This window comes from Gallibacterium genomosp. 2 (assembly GCF_000771895.1).
Taxonomy (GTDB): domain Bacteria; phylum Pseudomonadota; class Gammaproteobacteria; order Enterobacterales; family Pasteurellaceae; genus Gallibacterium.
Genome location: NZ_JPXY01000007.1, coordinates 33,357 through 58,183, shown reverse-complemented (window position 1 = coordinate 58,183; position 24,827 = coordinate 33,357). Strand labels below are relative to the sequence as shown.

Below are 24,827 nucleotides of genomic sequence, written 5' to 3'. Positions count from 1 at the left end.
TTTTATTTTGTTTAAAATCCGTGCTTGCTATTTTGTTTTTTTTTCCGTAAAATCCGCCACCTATTATGTGAATTTTACAAGTGCCAAGTTAGATAACTTTCGAGTTTGATTTGATGGTACTATTTTATTTAGCGGAGTTTTCTTCTATGTACGCGGTTTTCCAAAGTGGCGGCAAGCAACACAGAGTAAGCGAAGGTCAAGTTATTCGTTTAGAAAAACTTGAAGTGGCAACGGGTGAATCAGTTGAATTTGATTCAGTGTTGATGGTCGTTAATGGTGAAGATGTTAAAATCGGCGCTCCGGTTGTTACTGGTGCGAAAGTAGTGGCTGAAGTTGTAGCACACGGTCGTGGCGAAAAAGTTAAAATCGTTAAGTTCCGTCGTCGTAAACACAGCCGTAAGCAACAAGGTCATCGTCAGTGGTTCACAGAAGTGAAAATCACTGGGATTCAAGCATAATTTCAGAGGAGATCAAGTAGATGGCAACTAAAAAAGCTGGTGGTTCAACTCGTAACGGTCGTGATTCTGAAGCTAAACGCCTTGGTGTTAAACGCTTCGGTGGCGAGTCTGTATTAGCAGGCAATATCATTGTTCGTCAACGTGGTACTAAATTCCACGCAGGTAATAACGTTGGTATGGGACGTGACCACACTTTATTTGCAACAGCTGATGGTAAAGTGAAGTTTGAAGTGAAAGGTGACAAGGGTCGCAAATACGTAAGTATTGTCACTGAATAATTTGCTTATCAGTTTAATGAGAGTTTATAAACTGCACCCTAAAAAGGGTGCAGTTTTTTTATTTGTAGATTTTGATATTGGAGTGCTAAAGATGCCTGAATTACCGGAAGTTGAAACTACGAGAAAGGGGATTCAGCCTTATACCAAACATCAACGAATTGTTAAGTTGATTATTAGAACAGAAAAATTACGTTGGATTGTCAGTAAAGAGCTTTATCAAATTGAGAATGAAGAAATTTTGGATGTGCAACGTCGTGCAAAATACCTAATTTTTCAATTGGAGTGTGGATATATCATTGTGCATTTAGGAATGTCAGGATCGTTAAGAATTGTAACAGCAAAAGATGAGATAGATAAACACGATCATATTGATATGATTCTGTCGAATGGAAAAATTCTGCGTTATAACGATCCACGTAAATTTGGTGCTTGGCTATGGGTGGATTCAATACAGCATTTCTCTTTATTTTCAAAATTGGCACCTGAACCGTTGAGTGAAGAGTTTAATGGCGAGTATCTTTATCAGAAGAGTCGTAACCGGCATACGGCAGTGAAATCTTGGTTGATGAATAATGCCGTGGTTGTCGGTGTTGGTAATATTTATGCCAATGAAGTGTTGTTTAATTGTGGAATTTATCCTAATGATCCGGTTAGTTCTTTGAGTAAAGAAGATTGTGAACGCTTAGTAGCTAATATTAAACAGACATTACAGCAAGCGATTAAACAGGGTGGCACAACATTGCAAGATTTTATCCAGCCAGATGGTCGCCCTGGATATTTCCAACAATCACTCAATGTTTATGGCAGAAAGGGGGAAAATTGCCCAACCTGCGGACATTTGATTGAAATGGTAACTATCGGACAACGCAGTAGTTTTTATTGCCCTATTTGTCAGCCAGTCCGAATCTCTAAAAACTCAACAAAAATTGAAAAAATCAAAAAAAAATAACTATCTTGAGGGAGTGAATCACGGAAATTTGATCTAGATAACGTTTTTTTTTTCGAAAAAGGATTAGAATACAAAGTATGATTTTTTTATATTCAATTTGAAGGAAAATATTATGTCAGACTTAAAAGCCTATCTAGATTCAATTGGTATTCACAATGTTGCTGAAATTATTCATAACCCAAGTTATGAACAATTATTTGCAGAAGAAACCAAAGCAGATTTACAAGGTTATGAAAAAGGTCAAGTGACTGAGCTTGGCGCAGTTAATGTAATGACAGGTGTTTACACCGGTCGTTCTCCAAAAGACAAATTCTTCGTAAAAGATGATACAACAAAAGACACTATTTGGTGGACATCAGACGAATACAAAAATGATAACAAGCCTGTTACTCCTGAAGCTTGGAAAACTATCAAAAAATTGGCAACAGATGAATTAAGTGGTAAACGTCTATTTGTTGTTGATGCGTTCTGTGGTGCAAATGAAAGCTCACGCTTAAAATTACGTTTTGTAATGGAAGTTGCATGGCAGGCTCACTTTGTAACCAATATGTTCATTCGTCCAACTAAAGAAGAGTTAGCAAACTTCGGTGAACCTGATTTTGTTATTATGAACGCATCTAAAGCGAAAGTAGAAAACTACAAAGAATTAGGTTTAAATTCTGAAACTGCAGTTGTATTCAACTTGACTGAAAAAGTACAAGTTATTTTGAATACTTGGTATGGCGGTGAAATGAAGAAAGGTATGTTCTCTTATATGAACTACTTGCTTCCATTAAGAGGAATGGCGTCAATGCACTGTTCCGCAAACACCAGCAAAGATGGTAAAGAAACGGCTATCTTCTTCGGTTTATCAGGAACAGGTAAAACTACATTATCAACTGATCCGAACCGCTTATTAATCGGTGATGATGAACACGGTTGGGATGATGATGGTATCTTTAACTTTGAAGGTGGTTGCTATGCTAAAGTTATCAACCTTTCTAAAGAAAATGAGCCTGATATTTATAATGCAATCCGTCGCGATGCATTGTTAGAAAACGTCACTGTTGATGCAAACGGTAAAATTGATTTCGCAGATAAGAGCGTAACAGAAAATACTCGTGTTTCTTATCCAATTTATCACATTGAAAATATTGTTAAACCAGTTTCAAAAGCTGGCCCGGCAAATAAAGTAATCTTCTTGTCAGCTGATGCATTCGGTGTATTGCCGCCAGTATCTATCTTGACTCCTGAACAAACTAAATACTACTTCTTGTCAGGCTTTACTGCAAAATTAGCTGGTACAGAACGTGGTGTTACAGAACCAACTCCTACATTCTCTGCTTGTTTCGGTGCTGCATTCTTAAGTTTACACCCAACTAAATATGCAGAAGAGTTAGTGAAGAAAATGGAAGCTAATGGTGCGAAAGCATACTTGGTTAACACAGGTTGGAACGGTTCTGGTAAACGTATCTCTATTAAAGATACTCGTGGTATTATCAATGCGATTCTTGATGGTTCTATTGATAAAGCACCAACAAAAACAATTCCAGTGTTCAACTTTGAAGTTCCAACTGAATTACCTGGCGTAAACCCTGCAATCTTAGATCCTCGTGATACTTATGCAGAAAAAGGTGAATGGGAAAAACGTGCTGATGATTTAGCAGATCGTTTCACTAAGAACTTTGTGAAATATACTGGTAATGAAGCAGGTAAAGCACTTGTTGCAGCAGGTCCAAAAAAATAATTTAATTAAATGATGAAATAAGGAAAACACCTTGCCATAATGGTAAGGTGTTTTTTTATGAAAGTATTTTAGTACAGGAGGAGATAAAATGCGCCGAGTTAGAAGAAGTTCACTTAAAAATTTCAAAACATTAAGAATTCGTCGCTTGATGTTATTAAAGCGAATTCAAAAACGTAAACAATATATTCAAGCTCGTCATAGAATTCGTTTCTTGAAGGAACAAGAGTAATTTTATACTGTTTTTAGTTTAGTCTTAACTGGAGCGATAAAGCCATTAATAGCCAATACTAATAATGCGCTCCAGATAAGTCCATAACTAATATAGGCTTCTGTCGGCATTACGGTTCCTAAGATTGTTATCGAAAGAATAAATAAAAGTGAAGGCTCAATATAACTCAACAAGCCGAATAACTTCATTGGCAAAATAGCACTGGAACGAATATTAAATGTCATAGATAAGGCGCTTACAGCACCTAATAATGGCAGCAATAACCAATAACGAGATTCGGAAGATATTAATTGCCAAATCTCTTGTTGTGGCAATAGATAGAACAACGCAAAAGGTGCAATTAAGGTTAAATCAAAAGTCAGCCCAAGCAACGCAGGAATATTAAGAATTCTTCTTGAGAGATAATAAGGAGGATAAAGCAAAACTACCCATAATGTTGTCCAAGAAAAGGCGTGAGTATGGTAAAGCTGATTTAAAATTCCGCAGACAGCAAGTATTAAGGCAAGTAGTTGCAATTTCGTCAGTTGTTCTTTCCAAATTAATTTCCCGAAAAAAACCATCATTAATGGAAATAAGAAGTAACCTATTGCAACATTTAATCCTTCCCCGTTAATCGGAGCCCACATAAATAAGCATAGCTGGCTTGCCAAAATAGCAGTACCTATTAACATAATTACCCAGTTTTTGAATGAGGAACCAAGTTTTTGCAAAATAAATGGTAAGATTTCTTTCCGATTTGAACTTAAAAGTGTTAATAACCAGAATCCGAAAAAAGTAACAACAATACGCAAGGCAAAGATAGAGACACCGGAAAGTGGCTGCATTGCATAGCTGAATAAAAACAAGGAGCTAAATAGGATTTGAGATAAAATGCAAAGCATAATTCCGATAATTAATGGGTTCATTAACATCTCCTTAGTGATTAGTTGTTATACGACAACTGTTCTCAAATTTAGCAATTTATCAAGCAAATTTAAAGATGAAAGAGTTGGAAAGACTGATACGATTTGTATGTGTTATTATCAATTCTTCTTTAAATCAAACTAAAAATCTTAATATAACAAAAAGGATTACCTCAAAGAGATAATCCTTTTTCATCAAAAACTCTACTGAAATTATTGGTTGCTTTGAACGTAATCGATAGCAGATTGAACCGTAGTAATTTTTTCAGCTTCTTCATCAGGAATTTCGATATCAAATTCTTCTTCTAAAGCCATTACTAATTCAACAGTATCTAAAGAATCAGCACCTAAATCTTCAACAAAAGATGCTTCTGGTTTCACTTCTTCTTCTTTAACGCCTAATTGTTCAACAATAATTTTTTTTACGCGTTCTTCAATACTCATTTGTTAATTCCCTATTTATTTGTTCTGCAAAAGGAGAAATTGTATGCATAATAAATTAAGTTGCAACTGCTAAATTAAAGGTCTAACTTTACCTCTAACAAGAAGGTCAAAATCTGTATGCATACATTGACCAAAGTTACATACTCAATGGCAATTCTAACATTAAGCGAACTTGATTGCTATGCTTTTTGTTTAACCTAATATATCGTATTGCCGGAATATGTTTTGCTGTTACAAAAGTATAACAGCAGGTTAATTCATATACATACCACCGTTTACATGTAATGTTTCGCCGGTAATATAACTCGCATCATCAGAAGCTAAGAAAGCAACTGCTTTAGCAATATCCTTCGGATCACCTAAACGACCTGCTGGCACTTGTGCTAACGTTGCTGCTTTTTGTTCTTCGGTAAGTGCATCCGTCATATCGGTAGCAATAAAACCTGGTGCTACAACATTCACTGTAATGCCACGAGAAGCAACTTCTTTTGATAAGGCTTTAGAGAAGCCGATGATACCGGCTTTAGCCGCACAATAGTTGGCTTGCCCAGGATTTCCCATTGAGCCGACAACAGAACCGATACTAATAATACGACCGAAGCGTTTTTTCATCATACTGCGTAAAACAGCTTTTGAGAGATGGAAAACGGAACTTAAATTAGTTTGCAAAATAATATCCCAATCTTCTTCTTTCATTCGCATCATTAGATTATCACGGGTAATGCCAGCATTATTGACGAGAACATCTATTTCACCGAACTGTTGCTTAACTTGATCTAATAATGCGTTGATAGATTCTAAAGAGGTAACATTTAATACCAATCCTTTCCCATTCTTTCCTAAATAGTCGGAAATAGCGTCAGCACCTTTTTCACTGGTTGCGGTACCAATAACGGTAAACCCTTTGCTGACTAACTCTTCAGCTATTGCTTTCCCGATTCCTCGGCTAGCGCCTGTTACTAAAGCTATTTTCTGCATAATTTCTCCTTTCATTTTTTATGCATTTTTTAAGTTTTCCACTTCGGTAAGGGAAGTAGTATCATTGACGGCATAGGATTGAATATTGGCACTAATACGTTTATTTAATCCAGTAAGAACTTTATTTGGTCCGATTTCAAATGCAATTTCAATACCTTGCTGATCCATTTTTTCTACGGTTTCAGTCCAACGCACAGGATTATAAAGTTGGCGTACCAATGCGTGACGAATTGCATTAGGATCATTTTCTGCTTTTACATCAACATTATTAATCACGGCAATTTGAGGCTGCTTAAATGAGATAGATTCCAATGCTACAGCTAATTGATCTGCTGCTGGCTTCATTAATGCACAGTGTGAAGGTACGCTTACCGCTAACGGTAATGCTCGTTTAGCTCCAGTTTCTTTGCATAAAGTTGCTGCACGTTCAACAGCAGCTTTATTGCCTGCAATCACTACTTGTCCCGGAGAATTAAAGTTTACAGCGGAAACTACTTCTCCCTCAGCGGCTTGTTGGCAAGCAGAAATAATTTTTTCATTATCTAAACCGATAATGGCATACATTGCTCCAGTTCCTTCAGGCACAGCTTGTTGCATCAATTTACCGCGTAATTGCACTAATTTGATCGCATCTTGAAAATCAATCACTCCAGCGCAAACTAAAGCAGAATATTCTCCTAAACTGTGTCCTGCCATTACTGTGGGTTGTAAATCCGGATATTGTTGTTGCCATACACGGAAAATAGCGACTGAGGCAGCTAATAGTGCCGGCTGAGTCTGCCAAGTTTTATTCAGTTCTTCAGCTGGGCCTTGCTGTACTAATTCCCAAAGATCGTAATCTAACACCTCTGAAGCTTGTTTAAATGTTTCTTCCACTACCGGATATTGTGTAGCCAATTCGGCTAACATTCCTACAGATTGAGAACCCTGTCCAGGGAAAACCATTGCAAATTTTTTCATTTAATAACCTTTTTGTAATTATAAAAACTTAATAACGGACTAATGCAGAACCCCAAGTCCAGCCACCACCGAATGCTTCTAATAATAATAGTTGTCCTCGCTTGATACGACCATCGCGAATCGCTTCGTCTAGTGCTGTTGGCACAGTTGCGGCACTAGTATTAGCATAGCGATCAAGCGTTATCACAACTTGAGACATATCCATATCTAATTTTTTTGCGGTAGCGCTAATAATGCGTAAATTGGCTTGATGAGGAACCAACCAATCAATATCTTTCTTATCAAGATGATGAGAACTTAGTGTTTCTTCAACTACATTGGATAGTTGGCTTACTGCTAATTTGAATGTGGCATTACCTTGCATAGAGATATAGCCGGATTTTTCATCGTGATGTTGAGTCTGTGATAAGGTTAACATTCCATCCATATCAGAGGAAGCGTGTAGATGAGTTGAGATAACGCCTTCATTTTCACTTGCTTCCAAAATAACGGCACCAGCACCATCACCAAACAGGACGACAGTGCTGCGATCAGTTTCATCGAGATGACGAGAATTTAAATCTGCACCGATAACTAAAGCTTTTTTTACCTGATTATTACGCACAAACTGATCTGCTATGCTTAATGAGTAAATAAAACCAGTGCAAGCTGCCGCAACATCGAAAGCAATAGCATCTTTAATGCCGAGAATACCTTGGATCTGACAAGCCGCACTTGGGTATGAGTGTGAGTTTGTAGTTGTTCCTACTACGATCAGATCAATCTCTTGTGGATCAATATTTGCTGTTTGTAATGCCTGCTTTGCTGCATTTGCCCCCATAGTAGCAACGGTTTCGTCTTCTGCTGCAATACGGCGTTCTTTGATACCGGAACGAGTTGTGATCCATTCATCAGAAGTGTCAACCATTTTTTCTAAATCAGCATTTGTTCTAATTTTTTGCGGAAGGTAACTACCTGTCGCTAATATTCTGCTATACATAGTTATCTCATTTTATTGTTTGAAAAGTGGCATAATCATAATGTGTTACACCAATATATTTTTAATCAAAAACCGGTTCACAATTTACAAGAAAATTGAGTGAATTAGTAATAAACAGGCTTCGTGATCTTGATAATATAATTACTTATCAGTATAAGTTAATACGCTATAGCTGCGATTTTTGCCCCAACGAAACCTTGCTTGATAATGATGCTGTTTATCTGCTATCCTCGCTGTTCCTGCACTTAAACTATCTGATTAAAATCGTTGGAAATATTATCGCACTTTTATAGATAATCAAAAGTTTTGTTAACGTTTAATGTAATTCGTTGAGTATTTTTTCCGGAATATTTTTGTTTACTTGGGTAATAGCGTGTTTAATTGCTGTAGCAAAAGCATTACTGTTTGAACTTCCGTGGCTTTTTACAATAACAGACTGTAAGCCTAATAATGACGCACCGCTATGTTTATCTGGGTTGAAAGATTGTAATTGCTGATATTTTTCTTTCAGCATATGGCGAAGAATCTGTTTAAACCAACTTGCACACCATATTGGATGAGTGGATTGATTCTGTTTCAATAGCTGAATAATATTTTTAGCCGTACCTTCCAGTGTTTTCAAGGCAATGTTACCGTTAAACCCATCTGATACGATCACATCAGCATAGTGGTTAAGCAGCTGATCACCCTCAATAAAACCGATGTAATTAATGTTAATGTCTTTCTCAAGCAAAGTAGCTGCTTCACGAATTGCAGGCAAGCCTTTGATTGCCTCAATGCCTATATTTAGCAATGAAACGCGTGGATAAACCAGATCCAACATATTTTCTGCAAAAATTGCCCCCATTCTAGCAAATTGATATAGCTGTTCAGCATTGGTTTCAATATTAGCACCTAAATCCAACATCACAGTATGGCGACCGTTCATTGTTGGTAATAATGAAACTAATGCCGGACGTTGGATTCCCGGAATAGGTTGAATCAAAATCTTTGATAACCCCATTAATGCACCGGTATTACCGGCACTAACGCAAGCAGCAGCACTATTTTTTTGCACGGCTTCGATTGCCAACCGCAGTGAAGTGCCTTTGCTATAGCGTAATGCTTGAGTAATGGAGGTGTCTGAAAAAATTTGACGATCGCAATGATGAACAATAATACGTTGTGAAAGCGATTTATCAATTTGAGGAAGATATTGTTGGATGGCGTTATGATCACCAAAAAACAAAAAACGAAGCGTTGGATGTTCTTCCAACACTTGAATTGCGGCTGGGACAGTGATACGGGGACCAAAGTCCCCGCCCATCATATCTAACGCAATGGTTAGACTCAATGTATTACCTTTAGACGAAAATTATTTGATTTTACGACCACGGTAATAACCATCAGCAGTAACGTGATGGCGTAAATGAGTCGCACCAGTTTCTTTATCGATAGAAACCGCAGCAGTAGTTAACGCATCGTGAGATCGACGCATATCACGTCTTGAACGAGATTTTTTATTCTGTTGAACAGCCATTGGCTATACTCCTAACTATTTTTGCTTCTTTAAACTAGCTAACACAGCGAACGGGTTCGGTTTCTTTGCCAACTCTTCAGGCAATTCACCAAAAACCTGTTCGTCCTCGGACACTTCACAGTGTTCTGGTTCATGCATTGGAACCAACGGAAGTGAAAGGAGAAGTTCATCCTCAATCACTGCCAATAAATCTATTTCCCCAAAATCGTTTAGTTCGATTGGTTCATAAATTTCAGGTAACACATCAGCCTGATCCAAATTAGACACTGGACTGTAACTAAAAGTGCAAGATAGATGATAAGGAAACGGTTGTCCGCAGCGTTGACATATCAACATTACATCAACCTCCGCTTTGCCCTGCATTACAACTAATTTTTGCGGATCAATTGTAAAGCTTAACTCCGCCTCAACATCACTCAGCACTTGATTAACCGCTTCCGCCAAACGCACGAGCTGATTACGAGAATAATAACCCTCATAATTCAAACGTCTTTGTGCAGATTTAACCGGATCAACGGTTAAGGGTAGTTTTACCTTTTTCATAGGGTGCAAATATTAACGTTAGATACAACAATAGTCAAAGGAAATACAGATTTTTTCTTAGTTTTTGTGATTAAAAGCTATATATTCAAGTTGAAAAAATAAACATCTTTGCTTGAAAATTGCAGAATAGACCCAACTTGTTATAATCCGCTATTTACCGAATAACGGAGTTATATTTATTTTCTATTTAAGAGGGAAGCAAATTGAACAAGACGATCACCTACTTTGATAAATTAAAAGTCGCCTTTCATTATTTATTGCCGCAGTTGGCGATAACACGTGCTGCCGGCTGGTTAGCAGAAAAACAATGGGGAGCGGTGACACATACGATAATTCGTCTTTTTGCTAAAAAATATCGTATTAATATGGATGAAGCGCAGTTTTCCGATGCTAAAGATTATGCTTCATTTAATCAATTTTTTATTCGACCGCTAAAAGAAGGTGCAAGACCGATCAATCAAGATCCGAAAGCGTTATGTTTGCCGGCGGACGGAAGAGTGAGCCAACTTGGCAAGATCGAGCAGGATCGTCTTATTCAAGCGAAAGGGCACTATTTTAGCTTAACCGATCTATTGGCAGGTGATGACAAAATGAGTGAATTGTTCAAAAATGGACAATTTATCACTACCTATCTTTCACCACGAGATTATCACCGCGTGCATATGCCGTGTACAGGCACATTACGCCAAATGATTTATGTGCCGGGTGAGCTTTATTCTGTGAATCCATTTTTAGCGGAACATATTCCGCATCTGTTTTCACGCAATGAACGCGTTATTTGCCTTTTTGATACTGAATTCGGTCCGATGGTGCAAATTTTAGTCGGTGCAACCATTACCGCAAGTATCAGCACGGTTTGGGCAGGTGTTATCAATCCACCGCGTCCGGGAGAGATTAAATCTTGGTCTTATCCGGAAAAAGGGGAAAGCGGCGCCGTTACTTTGGAAAAAGGCGCAGAGATGGGGGCATTTCGCTTGGGATCAACTGTTATTAATTTGTTCGCGCCGGATCAAGTAGAATTAGCGCAATATTTACATCAAGATACTGCCGTAAAAGTCGGTGAGTTGCTTGCACGAAAAGTAGAATAATCATTTACCACAACAATAAAGGAAACATTATGTCGAAACAATTTTTTGATCAAGTCAGTTTAGAAAGCGTAGAGGCAAAAGGCAGCTACGGTATCGGTTTGCAAATCGGACAACAATTAATTTCAAGTCAGTTAGATATTGATGAAGTTGCTGTAGCGAAAGGGATTTTTGATGCATTAAATCAAAATGAAGCAGCATTAGATCAACAACAAATCAGCTCTGCATTGCAAGAACTTCATCAACGTGTTGAAGAAAAACAAAAAGTGTTATTCAAAGAAATTGAAGAAGCAGGTAAAGCATTCCTTGCTGAAAATCGCCAACATCCGGATGTTGTTGAAACGGAAAGCGGTTTGCAATATCAAATTTTAACCAAAGGCGAAGGTAAAATCCCGGCAAAAACCGATAAAGTGCGTGTTCACTACACCGGTTCTTTAATTGACGGCACCGTTTTCGATAGCTCAGTACAACGTGGACAACCGGCAGAATTCCCGGTAAACGGTGTTATCGCAGGCTGGATCGAAGCATTAAGTATGATGCCTGTCGGTTCAAAATGGCGTTTAGTGATTCCTCACCACCTTGCTTACGGCGAACGTGGCGCAGGCGCATCAATTCCACCATTTAGTACCTTGGTGTTTGAAGTTGAGTTATTGGATGTGCTTTAATTAATTTAGTTCTATCAAAAAAGCTACACTTGAGGGTGTAGCTTTTCTATTCTATTAATCTATTTCGTTATTCATATTTTATTCCAACACTTTCCCTTTCAATTCCGGAATAAGGAATAACGTGGCGAGCATATCGATAAAATAGATTAATGCTAAGAAAGCGATAGCGAATTTAAATGAGTAGGCGGCAACCAAGGCACCGACTACCACCGGACCGAAGCCGCCGACGGCACGACCTAAATTGAACAGCACATTTTGTGCGGTTGCACGCGCTTTTGTCGGGTAGGCTTCAGACATCAATGCGCCGTATCCGCCCATCATTCCGTTCACGAACATTCCTAAAAATGCACCGACGATTAACATTAATTCCGGTGTGGTGAGTTGGGAATAAAGTACAACGCTGATAATGGCACCAAGCTGGAATAATAGAAAGCTTGGCTTGCGTCCGATACGATCCGCTAATTGTCCGAATAACCAAATGCCGAACATCATTCCGATAATAGTAGCAGCTGTCCATAAACCGGATTTTGTTAAACTGAAACCTAGCTGTTTGGAAAGGTAATTCGGTAGCCAAATCATTATGCCGTAATAGCCGAAATTCTGTACGGAAGTCAGTACAACCACGCCTAAACTTACCTTAGTGGTTGCTTTGTCTTTAATTAATTGCTTGAACGATGTGAATAAAGAGGTTTGTGTTTGTGGGTTTTGTTTTTGTACAAAAATTTCCGGTTCGTGCAGGTGTGAACGTAAATACCACGCCACAAAAGCAGGGATGATACCGACTAAAAACATTCCGCGCCAACCTATATAGGGTAATAATAGCGGAGTTAGCAGGGCGGCTGCTAATACGCCAACTTGCCAGCCTAGTGCCACGTAAGCTGAGGCTTTAGCTCGATGACGAGCCGGCCACGCTTCTGCTGCCAATGCCATCCCGATACCAAACTCACCACCTAAACCAATGCCGGCAATAGTACGATAAATCAATAAATCCCAATAACCTTGAGCAAAGGCACATAGACCGGTAAAAACTGCAAATAACACGATTGTCCACGTTAAAACTCGAATACGTCCATAGCGGTCACTCAATGCGCCGAAAATAATACCACCAGCGACAGCGCCAATAAGTGTCCAAGTGACTAATGAACCGGCTTGTGCTGGAGTGAGAAGTAGATCGGAGGAAATAGCGGTGAGCATAAAGCCCAAAATAAGAAGATCAAAACCGTCCATAGCATAACCGACGGCAGAACCAAGCAAGGCTTTCCAGCCATAGGCATTAACTTTTTGTATCATAAATCGTCCTTTTGTTGCTCACTGGCAACATCATTAAAACTAGAATAATAGCTTCCTGCCTCACAGGGCAAAAATTGCCTAATTTTAGGATTATTTGAGGTGCGATTCAATGGTTAGTGCTAAATAATATAGTGAAAAATAGAGTACGATGTTTTTAGAAACATCGTACTTTTTTAATTAGACTTTAATGCGGTTACTTAAACCGACATAAATGCAGAAGATAAACCCGATGATCACCACATACGGTGTAAATTGGCTGACACCGGCACCGGAAGCTGCAAGGGAGAAATTGTGAGCAGCTGCAGCACCGAGTAACATTCCGAGAATGAACAGAGCTGAATCATTATCACCTTCGCCGATATGTATCAACTGTTTACCCGGGCAACCGCCGCCTAAGGAGAAACAGAGACCACATAATGCCATTGCAAGGAAATTCCAAATAACATCATTATGCGCTATCGGTTGTTTATCAAAACCGAGATGGAATTGCCCCAAAATCACATTGGTAATAACCGTGAAGAGAATAAGTGCCAAAACGCCGTTTAATAAATGACTGTCGCGGAACAGAATAAAATTACGGAATGCGCCGACAGAACAGAAACGGGATTTTTGCATTACAATGCCGATAATTACACCACCACCAAGTGATAGCCAAAGATTGGCGTGTTGGGCGGCTGGACCTTTTTCAGAGAAGAAAATAGGAAGATTCTCGCCAAATTTAAATTCAGTGATTAAGAAAATAAACAAGGCGACAACAAATAGGATTGGAATAATAGCAGAAGATTTGCTTTGTTCGCTAACTTTGCCTAAAGAGAATCCTCGATTAGCAAAGAAAATCCCACCAACAATACCTGCAATAAGTCCGGCAATGCCGGCAACTGCGGTTAAATCGCCGCCGCCTAAACGTAGAAATGCTCGCCACGGACAGCCTAGGAAAATCAATGCACCAAGCATAGCGAAAAAACCGAGCAAAATTCGAGTGATTGGTGCGGAGCTAGCTCGAGGTTTGAACTCTTTGGCAAAAAATGCACTGATTAGCGCACCGAAAATCAAGCCGATAAGTTCCGGACGGATATATTGAAGAGGAGCGGAACGATGAAGCCCTAAAGCACCGGATGTATCTCGTAAGAAACAAGCAGCGCAGAACCCCATATTGCCGGGATTGCCTTCATAGGTTAGAAGTGGAGCAATGATACCAAGTGCAGCACCTGCAACCACAGGCCAAGTGAAAATTTTCATAATTAGACCCTTGTGATATCAGAAAAATGGACGTTATTTTGGGGAGGACAACAGTTGTCGAGATCAAAATAACTAAAATTAAATTTTAATTGTCTTAACCAAGGTTAAAGACGCAAGAATTATAAGGGAATTGGGTAATGGGTAAAGCGAGGGAATTTAAAAATTTGAAGTGCGTCAAAGAAAATTTAACTAGCTAGGAGAAACATAACCTTATCTTTTCGGACAAGGTTATGTTCCAGATGATTATTTCTTCCAATTTTTCAAGGCATTAGCAAAGGCGTTGCCCATTGTTGAAACAGATGGTGAATGACGGCGTTTTGCAGTTGATTGGGGTATACTGCTTTTATGCGTTGTATGAGAACGGTTTGTTTGCTCATCTAAACGCATTGTCAAAGCAATACGTTTGCGATCTACGTCAATCTCCAATACTTTAACTTTAACAATATCGCCAGTTTTTACTACATTATGCGGATCTTCAACGAATTTATCGCTTAAAGAAGAAATATGCACTAAGCCATCTTGATGGACACCAATATCTACGAATGCCCCAAAGTTGGTAACATTGGTAACGGTTCCTTCTAAGACCATTCCCGGTTTGAGATCGCTAATTTGTTCTACTCCTTCTAAGAAAGTTGCGGTTTTAAATTCACCACGAGGATCACGTCCCGGCTTTTCCAATTCTTTTAAAATATCGGTTACAGTTGGTAAACCAAAGAGCTCATCAGTGAATTGTGTCGCACTTAATTGATGTAATACAGAGGAGTTACCCATTAATTCTCCTAAAGATGAATTTGTTGCTTGCAAAATTTTCTCAACGATAGGGTAGGCTTCTGGATGAACGCTAGAAGCATCAAGCGGATTATTCCCATCGATAATGCGCATAAATCCAGCACATTGCTCAAAGGCTTTCGGCCCTAGACGAGGCACGTTCTTTAATTGTTCTCGATTGGAAAAACGTCCGTTTTCATTACGATAATTAATAATATTTTGTGCTAATGTTTTGCTCATTCCCGCAACTCGAGCTAGTAGTGGGGAAGAAGCAGTATTGAGATCAACACCAACAGCATTCACACAATCCTCTACAACAGCATCAAGTTTACGGGCCAATTGTGTTTGATTAACATCGTGTTGATATTGACCGACACCAATCGCTTTTGGTTCAATTTTTACTAATTCAGCTAACGGATCTTGTAAACGGCGAGCGATTGAAACTGCTCCGCGTAAAGAGACATCAAGTTGAGGAAATTCTTGTGCAGCGAATTCAGAGGCGGAATAGACAGAAGCACCGGCTTCACTGACAATCACTTTTTGTGCTTTCCAATCTGGTTTTGCTTTTAATAATGTTTCAACAAAACGTTCTGTTTCTCGAGAAGCAGTTCCATTACCTATAGCAATCAATTCAACATTATATTTTTTACCAAGCTGATAAAGCGATGCTGCTGCTTGGCTCTCTTGTCCTGTATGTGGATAAATCGCAGTGGTATCTAACAATTTCCCGGTATTATCAATTACAGCCACTTTTACACCGGTTCGTAAACCGGGATCCAACCCCATTGTAGTTTTCGCACCTGCGGGAGCAGCCATTAATAGAGCGGATAAGTTCTTTGCAAAAACATTAATTGCTTCTTCTTCAGCACGCTCACGTAGAGCGGACATTAATTCAGTTTCCAAATGAAGTGCAACTTTAATTTTCCACGTCCAAGCAATAACCTGTTGTCGCCAACTATCAGCAGGCTGTCCGTTAAACTGAACATTTAAATGGGTACGAATAATGTCTTCGCAATAACTATAATTACCCTCTTCCTGCATCGGGTCAGCATTCAACGATAAAGTTAGAATGCCTTCGTTACGACCACGCAACATAGCCAATGCACGATGAGAAGGCACATTTTTCAATAATTCACGATGATCAAAATAATCTTGGAATTTCTCACCTTCTTTTTCTTTTCCAGTAATAACTGTTGATACCAACTCTGCATTATTACTGAGATAATGACGTACTTTTGCTAACAGTTGTGCATCCTCTGCAAAACGTTCCATTAAAATATATCTAGCCCCGTCCAAAGCTGATTTCACATCAGTAATGCCTTTAGTGTCATCAATATATTTTTCCGCCTCGTTTTCAGGATGATATTGCGGTTCATTCCATAATAATTCTGCCAAGGGTTCAAGCCCTGCTTCAATTGCAATTTGCCCACGAGTGCGGCGTTTAGGTTTATAAGGAAGATAAAGATCTTCTAATTCAGTTTTACTTTGCGTCTGTTCGATAGCTTGGCGTAAGTCATCAGTTAATTTCCCCTGTTCTTCAATAGATTTAAGAATAGTTTGACGACGGTCGTCCAGCTCACGTAAATAAGTTAAACGGCTTTCAAAATGGCGTAATTGGGTGTCATCCAAGCCACCGGTTACCTCTTTACGATAACGCGCAATAAAAGGAATGGTGTTGCCCTCATCCAATAAATTGATGGCGGCAAGAATTTGTCTGCTTTGAACATTTAGCTCATCCGCAATAATTTGGCTAATAGTTTGGTTTAACATCACTTTTTCATTCTTTAGTAAAAAATCACCGCCCAATTATAGGCGGTGATGGTTGGAAATGGGAAGAGGATAAGCATATTTATGTTGCAATTCACAGAAGAATACATAATGTATTGTTCTATGAGTTATTTTGATTAACTTTGTATTTATCCTATATTCAAACTCGACAGCGATCGCATCACCAAATCCACATCTTTATTTTCTAGTTCGTGAATAATGTGCAGATAGGTTTTTTGTGTGGTAGTGATGCTGGCGTGTCCTAATCGTCTTGCCACACTGGCGATAGAAACGCCGGCAAAAAGCAGTAGTGAAGCGTGGGTGTGGCGTAATCCGTGTACCGTAATAATCGGAATCGCTGCTTTTTTACAATAACGTTCAATGAGATCATTAATTGTAGAGTTATAAACTTTTTCGTAGTTAGGCAGAAAAATCGGAATATTTTCCGGACAATGGCGAATTAATTGTGCAAATTGAATGATGGTTTGCCAATCCAACTGAACCTTGCGAATGGAAGAGCGATTTTTAGTGGGCAAAAAACCGCCTTCGTTTTTGTAGTCCCAAGTTTTATTTATTGTCAGTGTTTGCCGTGCAAAATCAAAATCTTTTGGCGTAACCGCAAGGGCTTCTGAAAAACGCAATCCTGTTTTGGCAATCAATAAAATCAGCCAGTCAAAACTTAATTTTTCACTTAAATTAAGCTGATGAATAAGGGTTTGTAATTCATATTGGCTGAGATATTTCGGTTTTTTCTCGCGTGGAATTTTGCCTTTAATAATTGCTTTACGTGTAGGATCACGAATAACTAATCCTTCATCAACCGCATCTAAAATTGCCCCTTTAATTTGATGATGAAAATCCATCACAGTTTGCCGCTCGTGGTTGTTGGCGTAGTCATTGAGCAGTTGTTGATAGCTAATGCGGTTGAGATCGCACAGCCGTAATTTGGGAGCGAGGCGAATCAACCAAGTGTGGCTCATTTGGTATTTAGCGAGGGTTACGGGACGGATCGCACCTTCTTTATAAATACTGATCCAACGTTTGAAATAGCGGTGAAAAAGTTCTTGATTAGTTAATTGCATAATGATGTCCTCTCTATTATTGGGTTAAAAGTTATACAACACAATTTAAGAACACTTTGTTGATGAGTTACATTTTGCAAGAATTTTGTATTATTTTTATTATATTTTTCTAATAACTTACGCTTATGAAGAGTAATGAGCCGATCTAGCCGTCTGAAAAGTGCACCGATTTTTTGTTGTTCGGGGAGGGTGGGATGAATAATAGGAATTTCTTCAATTTCACCTTTATTGGTTTTTTTAGGAAGTGCAACGTGTAGCGTTCTTTTCCAAAGTTCTTTTTGAATTAGATCGCTTTCTATTAATGGCTTTAGATATTCAGATAAAACTAATTTAGACTTTAGTAAAGCTAGACTTACATAATAAGCAAGTCTTTGATTTGTATTGACTATATTAATTGTTCCTATATCACCTATTCTTGTCATTAAAACATCACCGCGAGTAGGATATGTTTTAAACTCTCTCTTAAAGTCATCTTCTGATATAAACTTATCAGAAATCATAGTTTCAATATTTTCAACACTTAAAAACATTATCCCTGACTTTTTATAATTAGGTGTTTGGTGTGTTCCATCATAAATTTCCGCCACCGCCCCAGCTTGCACTTTTTTTAGCATAACAGACTTAATTCAAAAAAATTTCCAACTGCTGGCGTATCTTAACGTATTCAACCAATCGTAAATGATCGAAGTGGTCTTCAGCTTCATATGTTACGAAGATGCTAGCTAGCAACACGCTGGTATTTGCAAATATCAAGACAACTTTGTGGGTGAGTAGGATATAGTGATTTCAGTAAGTGAGTCTGGGCAACTTTGACACGATTCATAGAAAATAAAAGTCCGATCTTTGATCGGACTCAGACCGCTATCTTGCGGATAGCGGTTAAAAGGAGGGATTTATGTATTATTGTTTAGCTTCCATTTTTCCATCAACAAAGTTGATTTCAATAGTCTTATCTGGCAATAGTTCACCTGATAAGATTTGTTGGGCAAGTGGATTTTCTACAAGATTTTGGATTGCCCGTTTTAATGGTCTTGCGCCATATATTGGGTCATAACCAACTTGACCTAAGTAATCTAGTGCCTGTTCACTAAAATGTAATAAATAACCACGTTCTTTCATACGGTTGATTAAACGTTGCAACTGAATTGATGCAATCGCACGAATATTTTCTTTAGCAAGTGGGTGGAAGACCACAGTTTCATCAATACGATTAATAAATTCTGGGCGGAAGTGTTGTCCAACCACAGACATTACCAATTCTTTCATTTCGCCATAACTAAGATCACCAGCCTGAGATTGAATTAAATCTGAACCCAAGTTGGAAGTCATAATTACCACAGTGTTGCGAAAATCAACTGTACGACCTTGACCATCAGTTAAACGTCCGTCATCAAGTACCTGCAATAAAATATTGAAGACGTCACGGTGTGCTTTTTCTACTTCATCAAGTAAAACGACAGAATATGGACGACGGCGAACAGCTTCGGTTAAATAACCACCTTCTTCGTAACCAACATATCCTGGAGGTGCACCGACCAAACGAGAAACGGAATGTTTTTCCATAAATTCTGACATATCGATTCTGATCATTGCATCTTCACTGTCGAATAGGAAATTTGCCAATGTTTTACACAATTCGGTTTTACCAACACCAGTTGGTCCTAAGAATAGGAATGAACCAATTGGACGATTTGGATCGGATAATCCAGCACGACTACGACGAATAGCGTTTGCTACTGCCTCAACTGCTTCGTTCTGTCCAATAACGCGTTTATGTAACTCATCTTCCATTCTCAATAATTTTTCTTTTTCACCTTCCATCATTTTAGCAACAGGAATACCGGTCGCACGAGAAAGCACTTCAGCGATTTCTTCATCGGTAACACGATAACGCAATAGACTCATTTCTTTGCCTTCTGCATTTTCAGCCTGTTCTAATTGTTTTTCCAACGCTGGAATGGTGCTGTATTTCAATTCAGACATTTTCGCAATATCACCGGCACGATAAGCCTGTTCCATTTTAGTTTTGGCATTATCTAATTCAGCTTTGATATGTTGTGCGCCGGAAAGTGCAGCTTTTTCGCTCTTCCAAACTTCTTCAAGTTCAGAATACTCTTTCTCTTTTTCTGCCAACTCTTTTTCTAACATTTCAAGGCGTTTACGGCTAGCATCGTCTTCTTCTTTTTGTAACGCTTGTTGTTCAAGTTTTAATTGAATAATACGGCGTTCCAATTTATCTAATGGTTGTGGTTTTGAATCGATTTCCATACGAATGCTTGAAGCCGCTTCATCAATTAAGTCAATCGCTTTATCCGGAAGCTGACGATCCGAAATATAACGATGAGAAAGTGTTGCTGCCGCTACAATCGCCGGGTCGGTAATTTGTACGTGGTGGTGAATTTCATAACGCTCTTTCAAACCACGCAAGATGGCGATGGTATCTTCCACGCTTGGTTCATCAACCAACACTTTTTGGAAACGGCGTTCTAATGCTGCATCTTTTTCAATATATTGACGATATTCATCCAATGTTGTCGCACCGACGCAGTGTAATTCACCACGTGCCAATGATGGTTTCAACAAGTTACCGGCATCCATTGCACCGTCTGTTTTACCAGCACCGACCATAGTGTGAATTTCATCAATAAATAGGATAATTCGACCTTCTTCTTTTGCGATTTCATTTAGTACTGCTTTTAAGCGTTCCTCAAATTCACCACGATATTTTGCACCAGCAATTAATGCTCCCATATCCAAAGAGAGTACACGTTTATGTCGTAATCCTTCAGGTACTTCCCCATTAACGATACGTTGTGCCAAACCTTCAACGATAGCAGTCTTACCAACCCCTGGTTCACCGATTAACACCGGATTATTTTTGGTACGACGTTGCAACACCTGGATGGTACGGCGGATTTCATCATCACGACCGATAACCGGATCCAATTTACCGCTTTCTGCCCTTGCGGTTAAATCAATAGTATATTTTTGTAATGCCTGACGGGTTTCTTCCGCACCGGCATCATTGACGTTTTCGCCACCACGCATTTTATCAATACTCGCTAATAAATTTTGTCTGGTTAAACCGCTTTTCTTCAATACATCACTTAGTTTGTCGGAACTTTCCAAAGCGGCTAATACGAAAAGTTCAGATGAGATAAATTTATCATTGCGTTGTTGCGCAAATTTATCACATAAATTCAACATTCTGGCTAATGCCGGCGAAAGCTGGACATCACCACCGTTACCCGAAACTTGAGGTAAACGATCGATCTCTTGGCTAATTGCTTGGCGTAATTGAGCAACATTAACACCGGAAGCAGTAAGCAACGGCGCAACGGAACCACCTTCTTGATTCAATAATGCGCTCATTAAATGCACCGGCTCAATATATTGCTGATCTTTGCCTAACGCTAAAGATTGTGCTTCAGCCAATGCCTGTTGGAATTTGGTTGTTAATTTTTCAAAATTCATATAATCCTCCTAGACGATGTTTCGTCATTCACGGGAGATAAAATGGGTACGTTTTAAATTGTTTCAAGAGGAAAATAAAAAATATATGCAAAAAATTGAATATAAAAGAAAGCACATTATTATTGTTGAAAAAGATAGGGGATAGATTAATATCATTCACTTTTTAACAAGAATGAAAAGGTGATAATGGAACAGCAACAAAAACAACAACTTCGACACCTTAATCTTCAAGTAAACTGTAAATTAACACAATGTTTGTTATTGGCTGAAAGCCACTTTAATTGTAGCTTTGTGCGACCGAATATTAGTTATAAATTGCGTGGTGTAAAAGCAGGAGTGGCTTATTTACAGCAGTGGGAAATCCGTTTAAATCCGATTTTATTATTGGAAAATGGCCAACGTTTTATTGAGCAAGTTGTGCCACACGAATTGGCGCATTTATTGGTTTATCAACAATTTGGAAGAGTGAAACCGCACGGTAGGGAGTGGCAGGATGTGATGCAAAATGTGTTTGGTGTACCAGCAGAAACCAGACATCAATTTGAGATAAAAAGTGTTCAGGGGCAAACTTTTCCTTATCAATGTGCTTGTCAAACGCACCATTTGACGGCACGCCGTCATCAAAAAATTCAGCAGCAAGGCATACAATATTTTTGTAAAAAGTGCAAAAAGCAGTTACACTTCGTTACTCTTTCTTAACTGTTATTATTGGTTGTCGTGGCAGTGAAAGAGAGGGCAACTGAAACATCAAATGGAGGCAAAAATGAAAAAATTATTGGTTGTAGCACTTGGTACGTTAGTTTTAGCTTCAACAGCTCAAGCAGAATGGTATGTACAAGGTAATTTGGGTTATTCCAAGATTAAGACATCCGGTTTAGAAGATGGAAATCTTAATAAAAGTAAAGCTACACCTAGTGTGGCGATAGGTTATAAATTAGGTGATATTCGTTTGGCATTGGACTATTCCCATTATGGCAATATTAATGATCATTATAGATTGTACGACGCGGATGGATATACTGAGGGTAAGGATGAGTTTAAAATTCATGGTGTCGGTTTTTCTGCGTTGTATGACATCGATTTACAATCTAATATCAAGCCATATGTTGGTGTTCGCGTAGCAAGTAATAAAGTGAAATCGTCAAGTAGTTCTGTATACAAACAGAATAATGGTGGGACTTATAATCAAGTAGAAAAAGATGCAAGTGAAAGCTCTACAAAATTGGGTTATGGTGCAGTAGTTGGTGCCTCTTATGATTTAATGCCGAATTTAGCAGTGGATGTTGCGGCAGAATATAATATCCTTGGTAAGGAAGATGATGTAAAACTTAAACAATACGGAATGAAAGCTGGTTTAAGATATACTTTCTAATTGAGCTTTTTTAATTTCTCCCAAATGCGATCTTGATAGATTGCATTTTTTATACCTCCAAACCTTGAAAAATCGGTTTTTATACCTATTTTTTGCCATCGTAAGCAATTTTAATGAAAAGATATTTTTGTCTTTTTTGATTAATGAGGAAAAAAATATGAGTACTAATCAAGAAACGAGAGGTTTCCAATCAGAAGTAAAACAACTTCTGCAATTAATGATCCATTCACTTTATTCCAATAAAGAGATTTTTTTGCGTGAATTAATTTCTAATGCATCGGATGCGGCGGATAAATTACGTTTTAAAGCACTTTCTGCTCCAGAGCTTTATGAAGGTGATGGTGATCTAAAAGTGCGTATCAGCGTGGATGCTGATAAAGGTACGTTAACCATCAGTGATAACGGCATCGGAATGACGCGTGAACAAGCAATTGAACATTTGGGTACAATTGCTAAATCAGGTACAAAAGAGTTTTTATCCGCATTAGGGGCGGAACAAGCGAAAGACAGTCAATTAATTGGACAGTTTGGGGTTGGTTTTTATTCTGCATTTATTGTTGCTGATAAAGTAACCGTGAAAACACGTGCAGCTGGTGAAAGTGCAGACAAAGGTGTACTTTGGGAATCGGCTGGTGAAGGTGAGTTTACAGTTGCCGACATTGAGAAAAAAGATCGCGGTACAGAAATCACCTTACATTTGCGTGAAGATGAAAAAGAGTTTTTGAATGAGTGGCGTTTACGCGAAATCATTGGAAAATATTCTGATCATATTGGTTTACCAGTAGAAATTTTAACAAAAGAATATGATGATGAAGGTAAAGAAACAGGTGTTAAATGGGAAAAAATCAATAAAGCCCAAGCACTTTGGACACGTTCAAAATCTGAAATCAGTGATGATGAATATAAAGAATTTTATAAACATTTAAGTCACGATTTTGCTGATCCGATGCTATGGGCACATAATAAAGTTGAAGGAAAACAGGAATATACCAGCTTGCTTTATTTGCCGGCGAAAGCGCCTTGGGATCTCTTTAATCGTGAGCAAAAACACGGCTTGAAACTGTATGTACAACGTGTCTTTATTATGGATGATGCGGAACAGTTTATGCCGAATTATTTGCGTTTTATCAAAGGGTTAATTGATTCCAATGATTTGCCGTTAAATGTATCGCGAGAAATTTTGCAAGATAATAAAGTAACCGCAGCATTGCGTAAAGCATTAACCAAACGTGCGTTAGGAATGTTGGAAAAATTGGCGAAAGATGAGGATAAAAGCAAATATCAACAGTTTTGGCAAGAATTTGGTTTAGTCTTGAAAGAAGGTCCGGCAGAAGATCCGGCAAATAAAGAAGAGATTGCGAAGTTGTTACGTTTTGCTTCAACACATAATGATAGCAGTGAACAGACAGTGTCGTTAACTGACTATGTTGCACGAATGAAAGAGGGGCAAAAAGCAATTTATTACATTACGGCTGACAGCTATACCGCAGCGAAAAACAGTCCACACTTGGAGATCTTTAATAAGAAAGGCATTGAAGTGTTGTTGCTTTCCGATCGCATTGATGAATGGATGTTAAGCTATTTAACTGAATTTGATGGTAAACCGCTACAAACCATTACTAAATCAGATTTAGATTTAGGTGATTTAGCGGATAAAGAAGAAGAAAGTAAGCAAAAAGAAGAAGAACAAACTTTTGCTTCTTTTATTGAACGCGTGAAAAAGTTGTTAGGTGATCGAGTAAAAGACGTACGTTTAACTCATCGTTTGAGCGAAACTCCGGCGATTGTATCGACTGATAACGATCAAATGACTACACAAATGGCGAAATTATTTGCCGCTGCTGGGCAAAAAATGCCGGAAGTGAAATATACATTTGAGCTTAATCCGGAACATCATTTAGTGAAAAAAGTGGCAGATATTGCAGATGAGCAGCAATTTGCTGAGTGGATTGAGTTATTGTTGGAGCAAGCTATGTTAGCGGAACGCGGTACGTTGGATAATCCAACCGCATTTATTAAACGTATTAATCATCTTTTAAGCTAAAGATGAGTCATTTATTACCACAAAATCCGGCATTTGCCGGATTTTTTCTTGCTCGGAATGTTGGATTTTGTTCATA

General features: G+C 38.5%; 24 protein-coding genes. 10 read left to right on the top strand and 14 right to left on the bottom strand.

All coding sequences use genetic code 11. The features are described 5' to 3' along the window. Nucleotides 1-146 precede the first annotated feature (146 nt). The 5 genes from rplU (at nucleotide 147) to P375_RS12515 (ending at nucleotide 3,640) form a co-directional block, all read left to right on the top strand. Nucleotides 147-458 carry a 50S ribosomal protein L21 gene (rplU, locus tag P375_RS01350; RefSeq protein WP_039133462.1) on the top strand — a complete coding sequence of 104 codons (312 nt, stop codon included), beginning with the start codon at nucleotides 147-149 and terminating at the stop codon, nucleotides 456-458. A 20-nt stretch (nucleotides 459-478) separates the two neighbouring features. After that, nucleotides 479-736, top strand: coding sequence for a 50S ribosomal protein L27 (rpmA, locus tag P375_RS01345; RefSeq protein WP_013745795.1), 258 nt, complete (start codon nucleotides 479-481; stop codon nucleotides 734-736). 91 nt (nucleotides 737-827) lie between these two features. Further along, a complete protein-coding gene (gene mutM, locus P375_RS01340) occupies nucleotides 828-1,685 on the top strand; it encodes a bifunctional DNA-formamidopyrimidine glycosylase/DNA-(apurinic or apyrimidinic site) lyase (RefSeq protein WP_039133633.1) in 858 nt (285 codons plus the stop codon). Nucleotides 1,686-1,797: 112 nt separating this feature from the next. After that, nucleotides 1,798-3,411 carry a phosphoenolpyruvate carboxykinase (ATP) gene (gene pckA / locus P375_RS01335; RefSeq protein ID WP_039133458.1) on the top strand — a complete coding sequence of 538 codons (1,614 nt, stop codon included), beginning with the start codon at nucleotides 1,798-1,800 and terminating at the stop codon, nucleotides 3,409-3,411. A gap of 88 nt (nucleotides 3,412-3,499) precedes the next feature. After that, entirely contained in the window at nucleotides 3,500-3,640 is a 141-nt protein-coding gene (locus tag P375_RS12515) for a hypothetical protein (protein WP_021461129.1), read from the top strand. A 2-nt stretch (nucleotides 3,641-3,642) separates the two neighbouring features. Here P375_RS12515 and rarD read toward each other — a convergent pair whose 3' ends face one another. The 8 genes from rarD to yceD all read right to left on the bottom strand — a co-directional run bounded on the left by rarD (nucleotide 3,643) and on the right by yceD (nucleotide 9,965). Continuing rightward, nucleotides 3,643-4,545, bottom strand: a complete 903-nt coding sequence (gene rarD / locus P375_RS01330; RefSeq protein WP_039133456.1) for an EamA family transporter RarD — start codon at nucleotides 4,543-4,545, stop codon at nucleotides 3,643-3,645. A 210-nt stretch (nucleotides 4,546-4,755) separates the two neighbouring features. Continuing rightward, entirely contained in the window at nucleotides 4,756-4,986 is a 231-nt protein-coding gene (gene acpP / locus P375_RS01325) for an acyl carrier protein (RefSeq protein ID WP_013745789.1), read from the bottom strand. 252 nt (nucleotides 4,987-5,238) lie between these two features. Then, nucleotides 5,239-5,967: a 3-oxoacyl-ACP reductase FabG gene (gene fabG, locus P375_RS01320; protein WP_156106929.1), complete on the bottom strand. Its 729-nt coding sequence runs from the start codon at nucleotides 5,965-5,967 to the stop codon at nucleotides 5,239-5,241. A gap of 15 nt (nucleotides 5,968-5,982) precedes the next feature. Next, complete coding sequence (gene fabD / locus P375_RS01315) at nucleotides 5,983-6,924, bottom strand: ACP S-malonyltransferase (RefSeq protein WP_039133450.1); 942 nt, start codon at nucleotides 6,922-6,924, stop codon at nucleotides 5,983-5,985. A gap of 28 nt (nucleotides 6,925-6,952) precedes the next feature. Continuing rightward, the gene (locus P375_RS01310) at nucleotides 6,953-7,903 is read right to left on the bottom strand and encodes a beta-ketoacyl-ACP synthase III (RefSeq protein ID WP_039133447.1); all 951 of its coding nucleotides are present in this window, start codon (nucleotides 7,901-7,903) and stop codon (nucleotides 6,953-6,955) included. 316 nt (nucleotides 7,904-8,219) lie between these two features. Next, complete coding sequence (gene plsX, locus P375_RS01305; protein WP_039133630.1) at nucleotides 8,220-9,212, bottom strand: phosphate acyltransferase PlsX; 993 nt, start codon at nucleotides 9,210-9,212, stop codon at nucleotides 8,220-8,222. A 45-nt stretch (nucleotides 9,213-9,257) separates the two neighbouring features. Beyond that, nucleotides 9,258-9,422: a 50S ribosomal protein L32 gene (rpmF, locus tag P375_RS01300; protein ID WP_013745784.1), complete on the bottom strand. Its 165-nt coding sequence runs from the start codon at nucleotides 9,420-9,422 to the stop codon at nucleotides 9,258-9,260. A 15-nt stretch (nucleotides 9,423-9,437) separates the two neighbouring features. Continuing rightward, nucleotides 9,438-9,965 (bottom strand): 23S rRNA accumulation protein YceD, encoded by a 528-nt coding sequence (yceD, locus tag P375_RS01295; RefSeq protein ID WP_039133444.1) that lies wholly within the window; start codon nucleotides 9,963-9,965, stop codon nucleotides 9,438-9,440. Nucleotides 9,966-10,168: 203 nt separating this feature from the next. On the opposite strand from yceD, the gene asd reads away from it, so the two are divergent. Next, nucleotides 10,169-11,053 (top strand): archaetidylserine decarboxylase, encoded by an 885-nt coding sequence (asd, locus tag P375_RS01290; protein WP_039133441.1) that lies wholly within the window; start codon nucleotides 10,169-10,171, stop codon nucleotides 11,051-11,053. A gap of 29 nt (nucleotides 11,054-11,082) precedes the next feature. Next, nucleotides 11,083-11,715 carry an FKBP-type peptidyl-prolyl cis-trans isomerase gene (locus tag P375_RS01285; protein ID WP_039133438.1) on the top strand — a complete coding sequence of 211 codons (633 nt, stop codon included), beginning with the start codon at nucleotides 11,083-11,085 and terminating at the stop codon, nucleotides 11,713-11,715. 78 nt (nucleotides 11,716-11,793) lie between these two features. Here P375_RS01285 and P375_RS01280 read toward each other — a convergent pair whose 3' ends face one another. From P375_RS01280 to clpB, 6 genes are all read right to left on the bottom strand, one after another. Next, on the bottom strand, nucleotides 11,794-13,005 hold the full coding sequence (locus P375_RS01280) for an MFS transporter (RefSeq protein ID WP_039133436.1): 1,212 nt from the start codon (nucleotides 13,003-13,005) through the stop codon (nucleotides 11,794-11,796). 177 nt (nucleotides 13,006-13,182) lie between these two features. Next, the gene (gene yedE, locus P375_RS01275) at nucleotides 13,183-14,244 is read right to left on the bottom strand and encodes a YedE family putative selenium transporter (protein ID WP_039133434.1); all 1,062 of its coding nucleotides are present in this window, start codon (nucleotides 14,242-14,244) and stop codon (nucleotides 13,183-13,185) included. A 243-nt stretch (nucleotides 14,245-14,487) separates the two neighbouring features. Continuing rightward, the gene (locus tag P375_RS01270; RefSeq protein WP_039133432.1) at nucleotides 14,488-16,782 is read right to left on the bottom strand and encodes a Tex family protein; all 2,295 of its coding nucleotides are present in this window, start codon (nucleotides 16,780-16,782) and stop codon (nucleotides 14,488-14,490) included. Nucleotides 16,783-16,928: 146 nt separating this feature from the next. After that, a complete protein-coding gene (locus P375_RS01265) occupies nucleotides 16,929-17,861 on the bottom strand; it encodes a site-specific integrase (RefSeq protein ID WP_039133430.1) in 933 nt (310 codons plus the stop codon). Further along, complete coding sequence (locus P375_RS01260) at nucleotides 17,852-18,475, bottom strand: restriction endonuclease subunit S (protein ID WP_209434794.1); 624 nt, start codon at nucleotides 18,473-18,475, stop codon at nucleotides 17,852-17,854. The genes P375_RS01265 and P375_RS01260 overlap by 10 nt, the downstream gene beginning before the upstream one ends. Nucleotides 18,476-18,761: 286 nt before the next feature. After that, nucleotides 18,762-21,335, bottom strand: coding sequence for an ATP-dependent chaperone ClpB (clpB, locus tag P375_RS01255; RefSeq protein WP_039133428.1), 2,574 nt, complete (start codon nucleotides 21,333-21,335; stop codon nucleotides 18,762-18,764). 186 nt (nucleotides 21,336-21,521) lie between these two features. Here clpB and P375_RS01250 point away from each other — a divergent pair, with 186 nt between their 5' ends. The 3 genes from P375_RS01250 to htpG all read left to right on the top strand — a co-directional run bounded on the left by P375_RS01250 (nucleotide 21,522) and on the right by htpG (nucleotide 24,751). After that, nucleotides 21,522-22,034, top strand: coding sequence for a SprT family zinc-dependent metalloprotease (locus tag P375_RS01250; protein ID WP_039133425.1), 513 nt, complete (start codon nucleotides 21,522-21,524; stop codon nucleotides 22,032-22,034). 76 nt (nucleotides 22,035-22,110) lie between these two features. Continuing rightward, nucleotides 22,111-22,707, top strand: coding sequence for an opacity family porin (locus tag P375_RS01245; protein WP_245176407.1), 597 nt, complete (start codon nucleotides 22,111-22,113; stop codon nucleotides 22,705-22,707). Between the two features lie 157 nt (nucleotides 22,708-22,864). After that, on the top strand, nucleotides 22,865-24,751 hold the full coding sequence (gene htpG, locus P375_RS01240; protein ID WP_039133420.1) for a molecular chaperone HtpG: 1,887 nt from the start codon (nucleotides 22,865-22,867) through the stop codon (nucleotides 24,749-24,751). Nucleotides 24,752-24,827: the final 76 nt, after the last annotated feature.

Bases quoted from the DNA above. Each gene is read 5' to 3' on its own strand.
- rplU (WP_039133462.1), top strand. From the start codon at position 147: ATGTACGCGGTTTTCCAAAGTGGCGGCAAGCAACACAGAGTAAGCGAA.
- rpmA (WP_013745795.1), top strand. From the start codon at position 479: ATGGCAACTAAAAAAGCTGGTGGTTCAACTCGTAACGGTCGTGATTCT.
- mutM (WP_039133633.1), top strand. From the start codon at position 828: ATGCCTGAATTACCGGAAGTTGAAACTACGAGAAAGGGGATTCAGCCT.
- pckA (WP_039133458.1), top strand. From the start codon at position 1,798: ATGTCAGACTTAAAAGCCTATCTAGATTCAATTGGTATTCACAATGTT.
- P375_RS12515 (WP_021461129.1), top strand. From the start codon at position 3,500: ATGCGCCGAGTTAGAAGAAGTTCACTTAAAAATTTCAAAACATTAAGA.
- rarD (WP_039133456.1), bottom strand. From the start codon at position 4,545: ATGAACCCATTAATTATCGGAATTATGCTTTGCATTTTATCTCAAATC.
- acpP (WP_013745789.1), bottom strand. From the start codon at position 4,986: ATGAGTATTGAAGAACGCGTAAAAAAAATTATTGTTGAACAATTAGGC.
- fabD (WP_039133450.1), bottom strand. From the start codon at position 6,924: ATGAAAAAATTTGCAATGGTTTTCCCTGGACAGGGTTCTCAATCTGTA.
- P375_RS01310 (WP_039133447.1), bottom strand. From the start codon at position 7,903: ATGTATAGCAGAATATTAGCGACAGGTAGTTACCTTCCGCAAAAAATT.
- plsX (WP_039133630.1), bottom strand. From the start codon at position 9,212: ATGATGGGCGGGGACTTTGGTCCCCGTATCACTGTCCCAGCCGCAATT.
- rpmF (WP_013745784.1), bottom strand. From the start codon at position 9,422: ATGGCTGTTCAACAGAATAAAAAATCTCGTTCAAGACGTGATATGCGT.
- yceD (WP_039133444.1), bottom strand. From the start codon at position 9,965: ATGAAAAAGGTAAAACTACCCTTAACCGTTGATCCGGTTAAATCTGCA.
- P375_RS01285 (WP_039133438.1), top strand. From the start codon at position 11,083: ATGTCGAAACAATTTTTTGATCAAGTCAGTTTAGAAAGCGTAGAGGCA.
- P375_RS01280 (WP_039133436.1), bottom strand. From the start codon at position 13,005: ATGATACAAAAAGTTAATGCCTATGGCTGGAAAGCCTTGCTTGGTTCT.
- yedE (WP_039133434.1), bottom strand. From the start codon at position 14,244: ATGAAAATTTTCACTTGGCCTGTGGTTGCAGGTGCTGCACTTGGTATC.
- P375_RS01270 (WP_039133432.1), bottom strand. From the start codon at position 16,782: ATGTTAAACCAAACTATTAGCCAAATTATTGCGGATGAGCTAAATGTT.
- P375_RS01265 (WP_039133430.1), bottom strand. From the start codon at position 17,861: ATGCAATTAACTAATCAAGAACTTTTTCACCGCTATTTCAAACGTTGG.
- P375_RS01260 (WP_209434794.1), bottom strand. From the start codon at position 18,475: ATGCTAAAAAAAGTGCAAGCTGGGGCGGTGGCGGAAATTTATGATGGA.
- clpB (WP_039133428.1), bottom strand. From the start codon at position 21,335: ATGAATTTTGAAAAATTAACAACCAAATTCCAACAGGCATTGGCTGAA.
- P375_RS01250 (WP_039133425.1), top strand. From the start codon at position 21,522: ATGGAACAGCAACAAAAACAACAACTTCGACACCTTAATCTTCAAGTA.
- htpG (WP_039133420.1), top strand. From the start codon at position 22,865: ATGAGTACTAATCAAGAAACGAGAGGTTTCCAATCAGAAGTAAAACAA.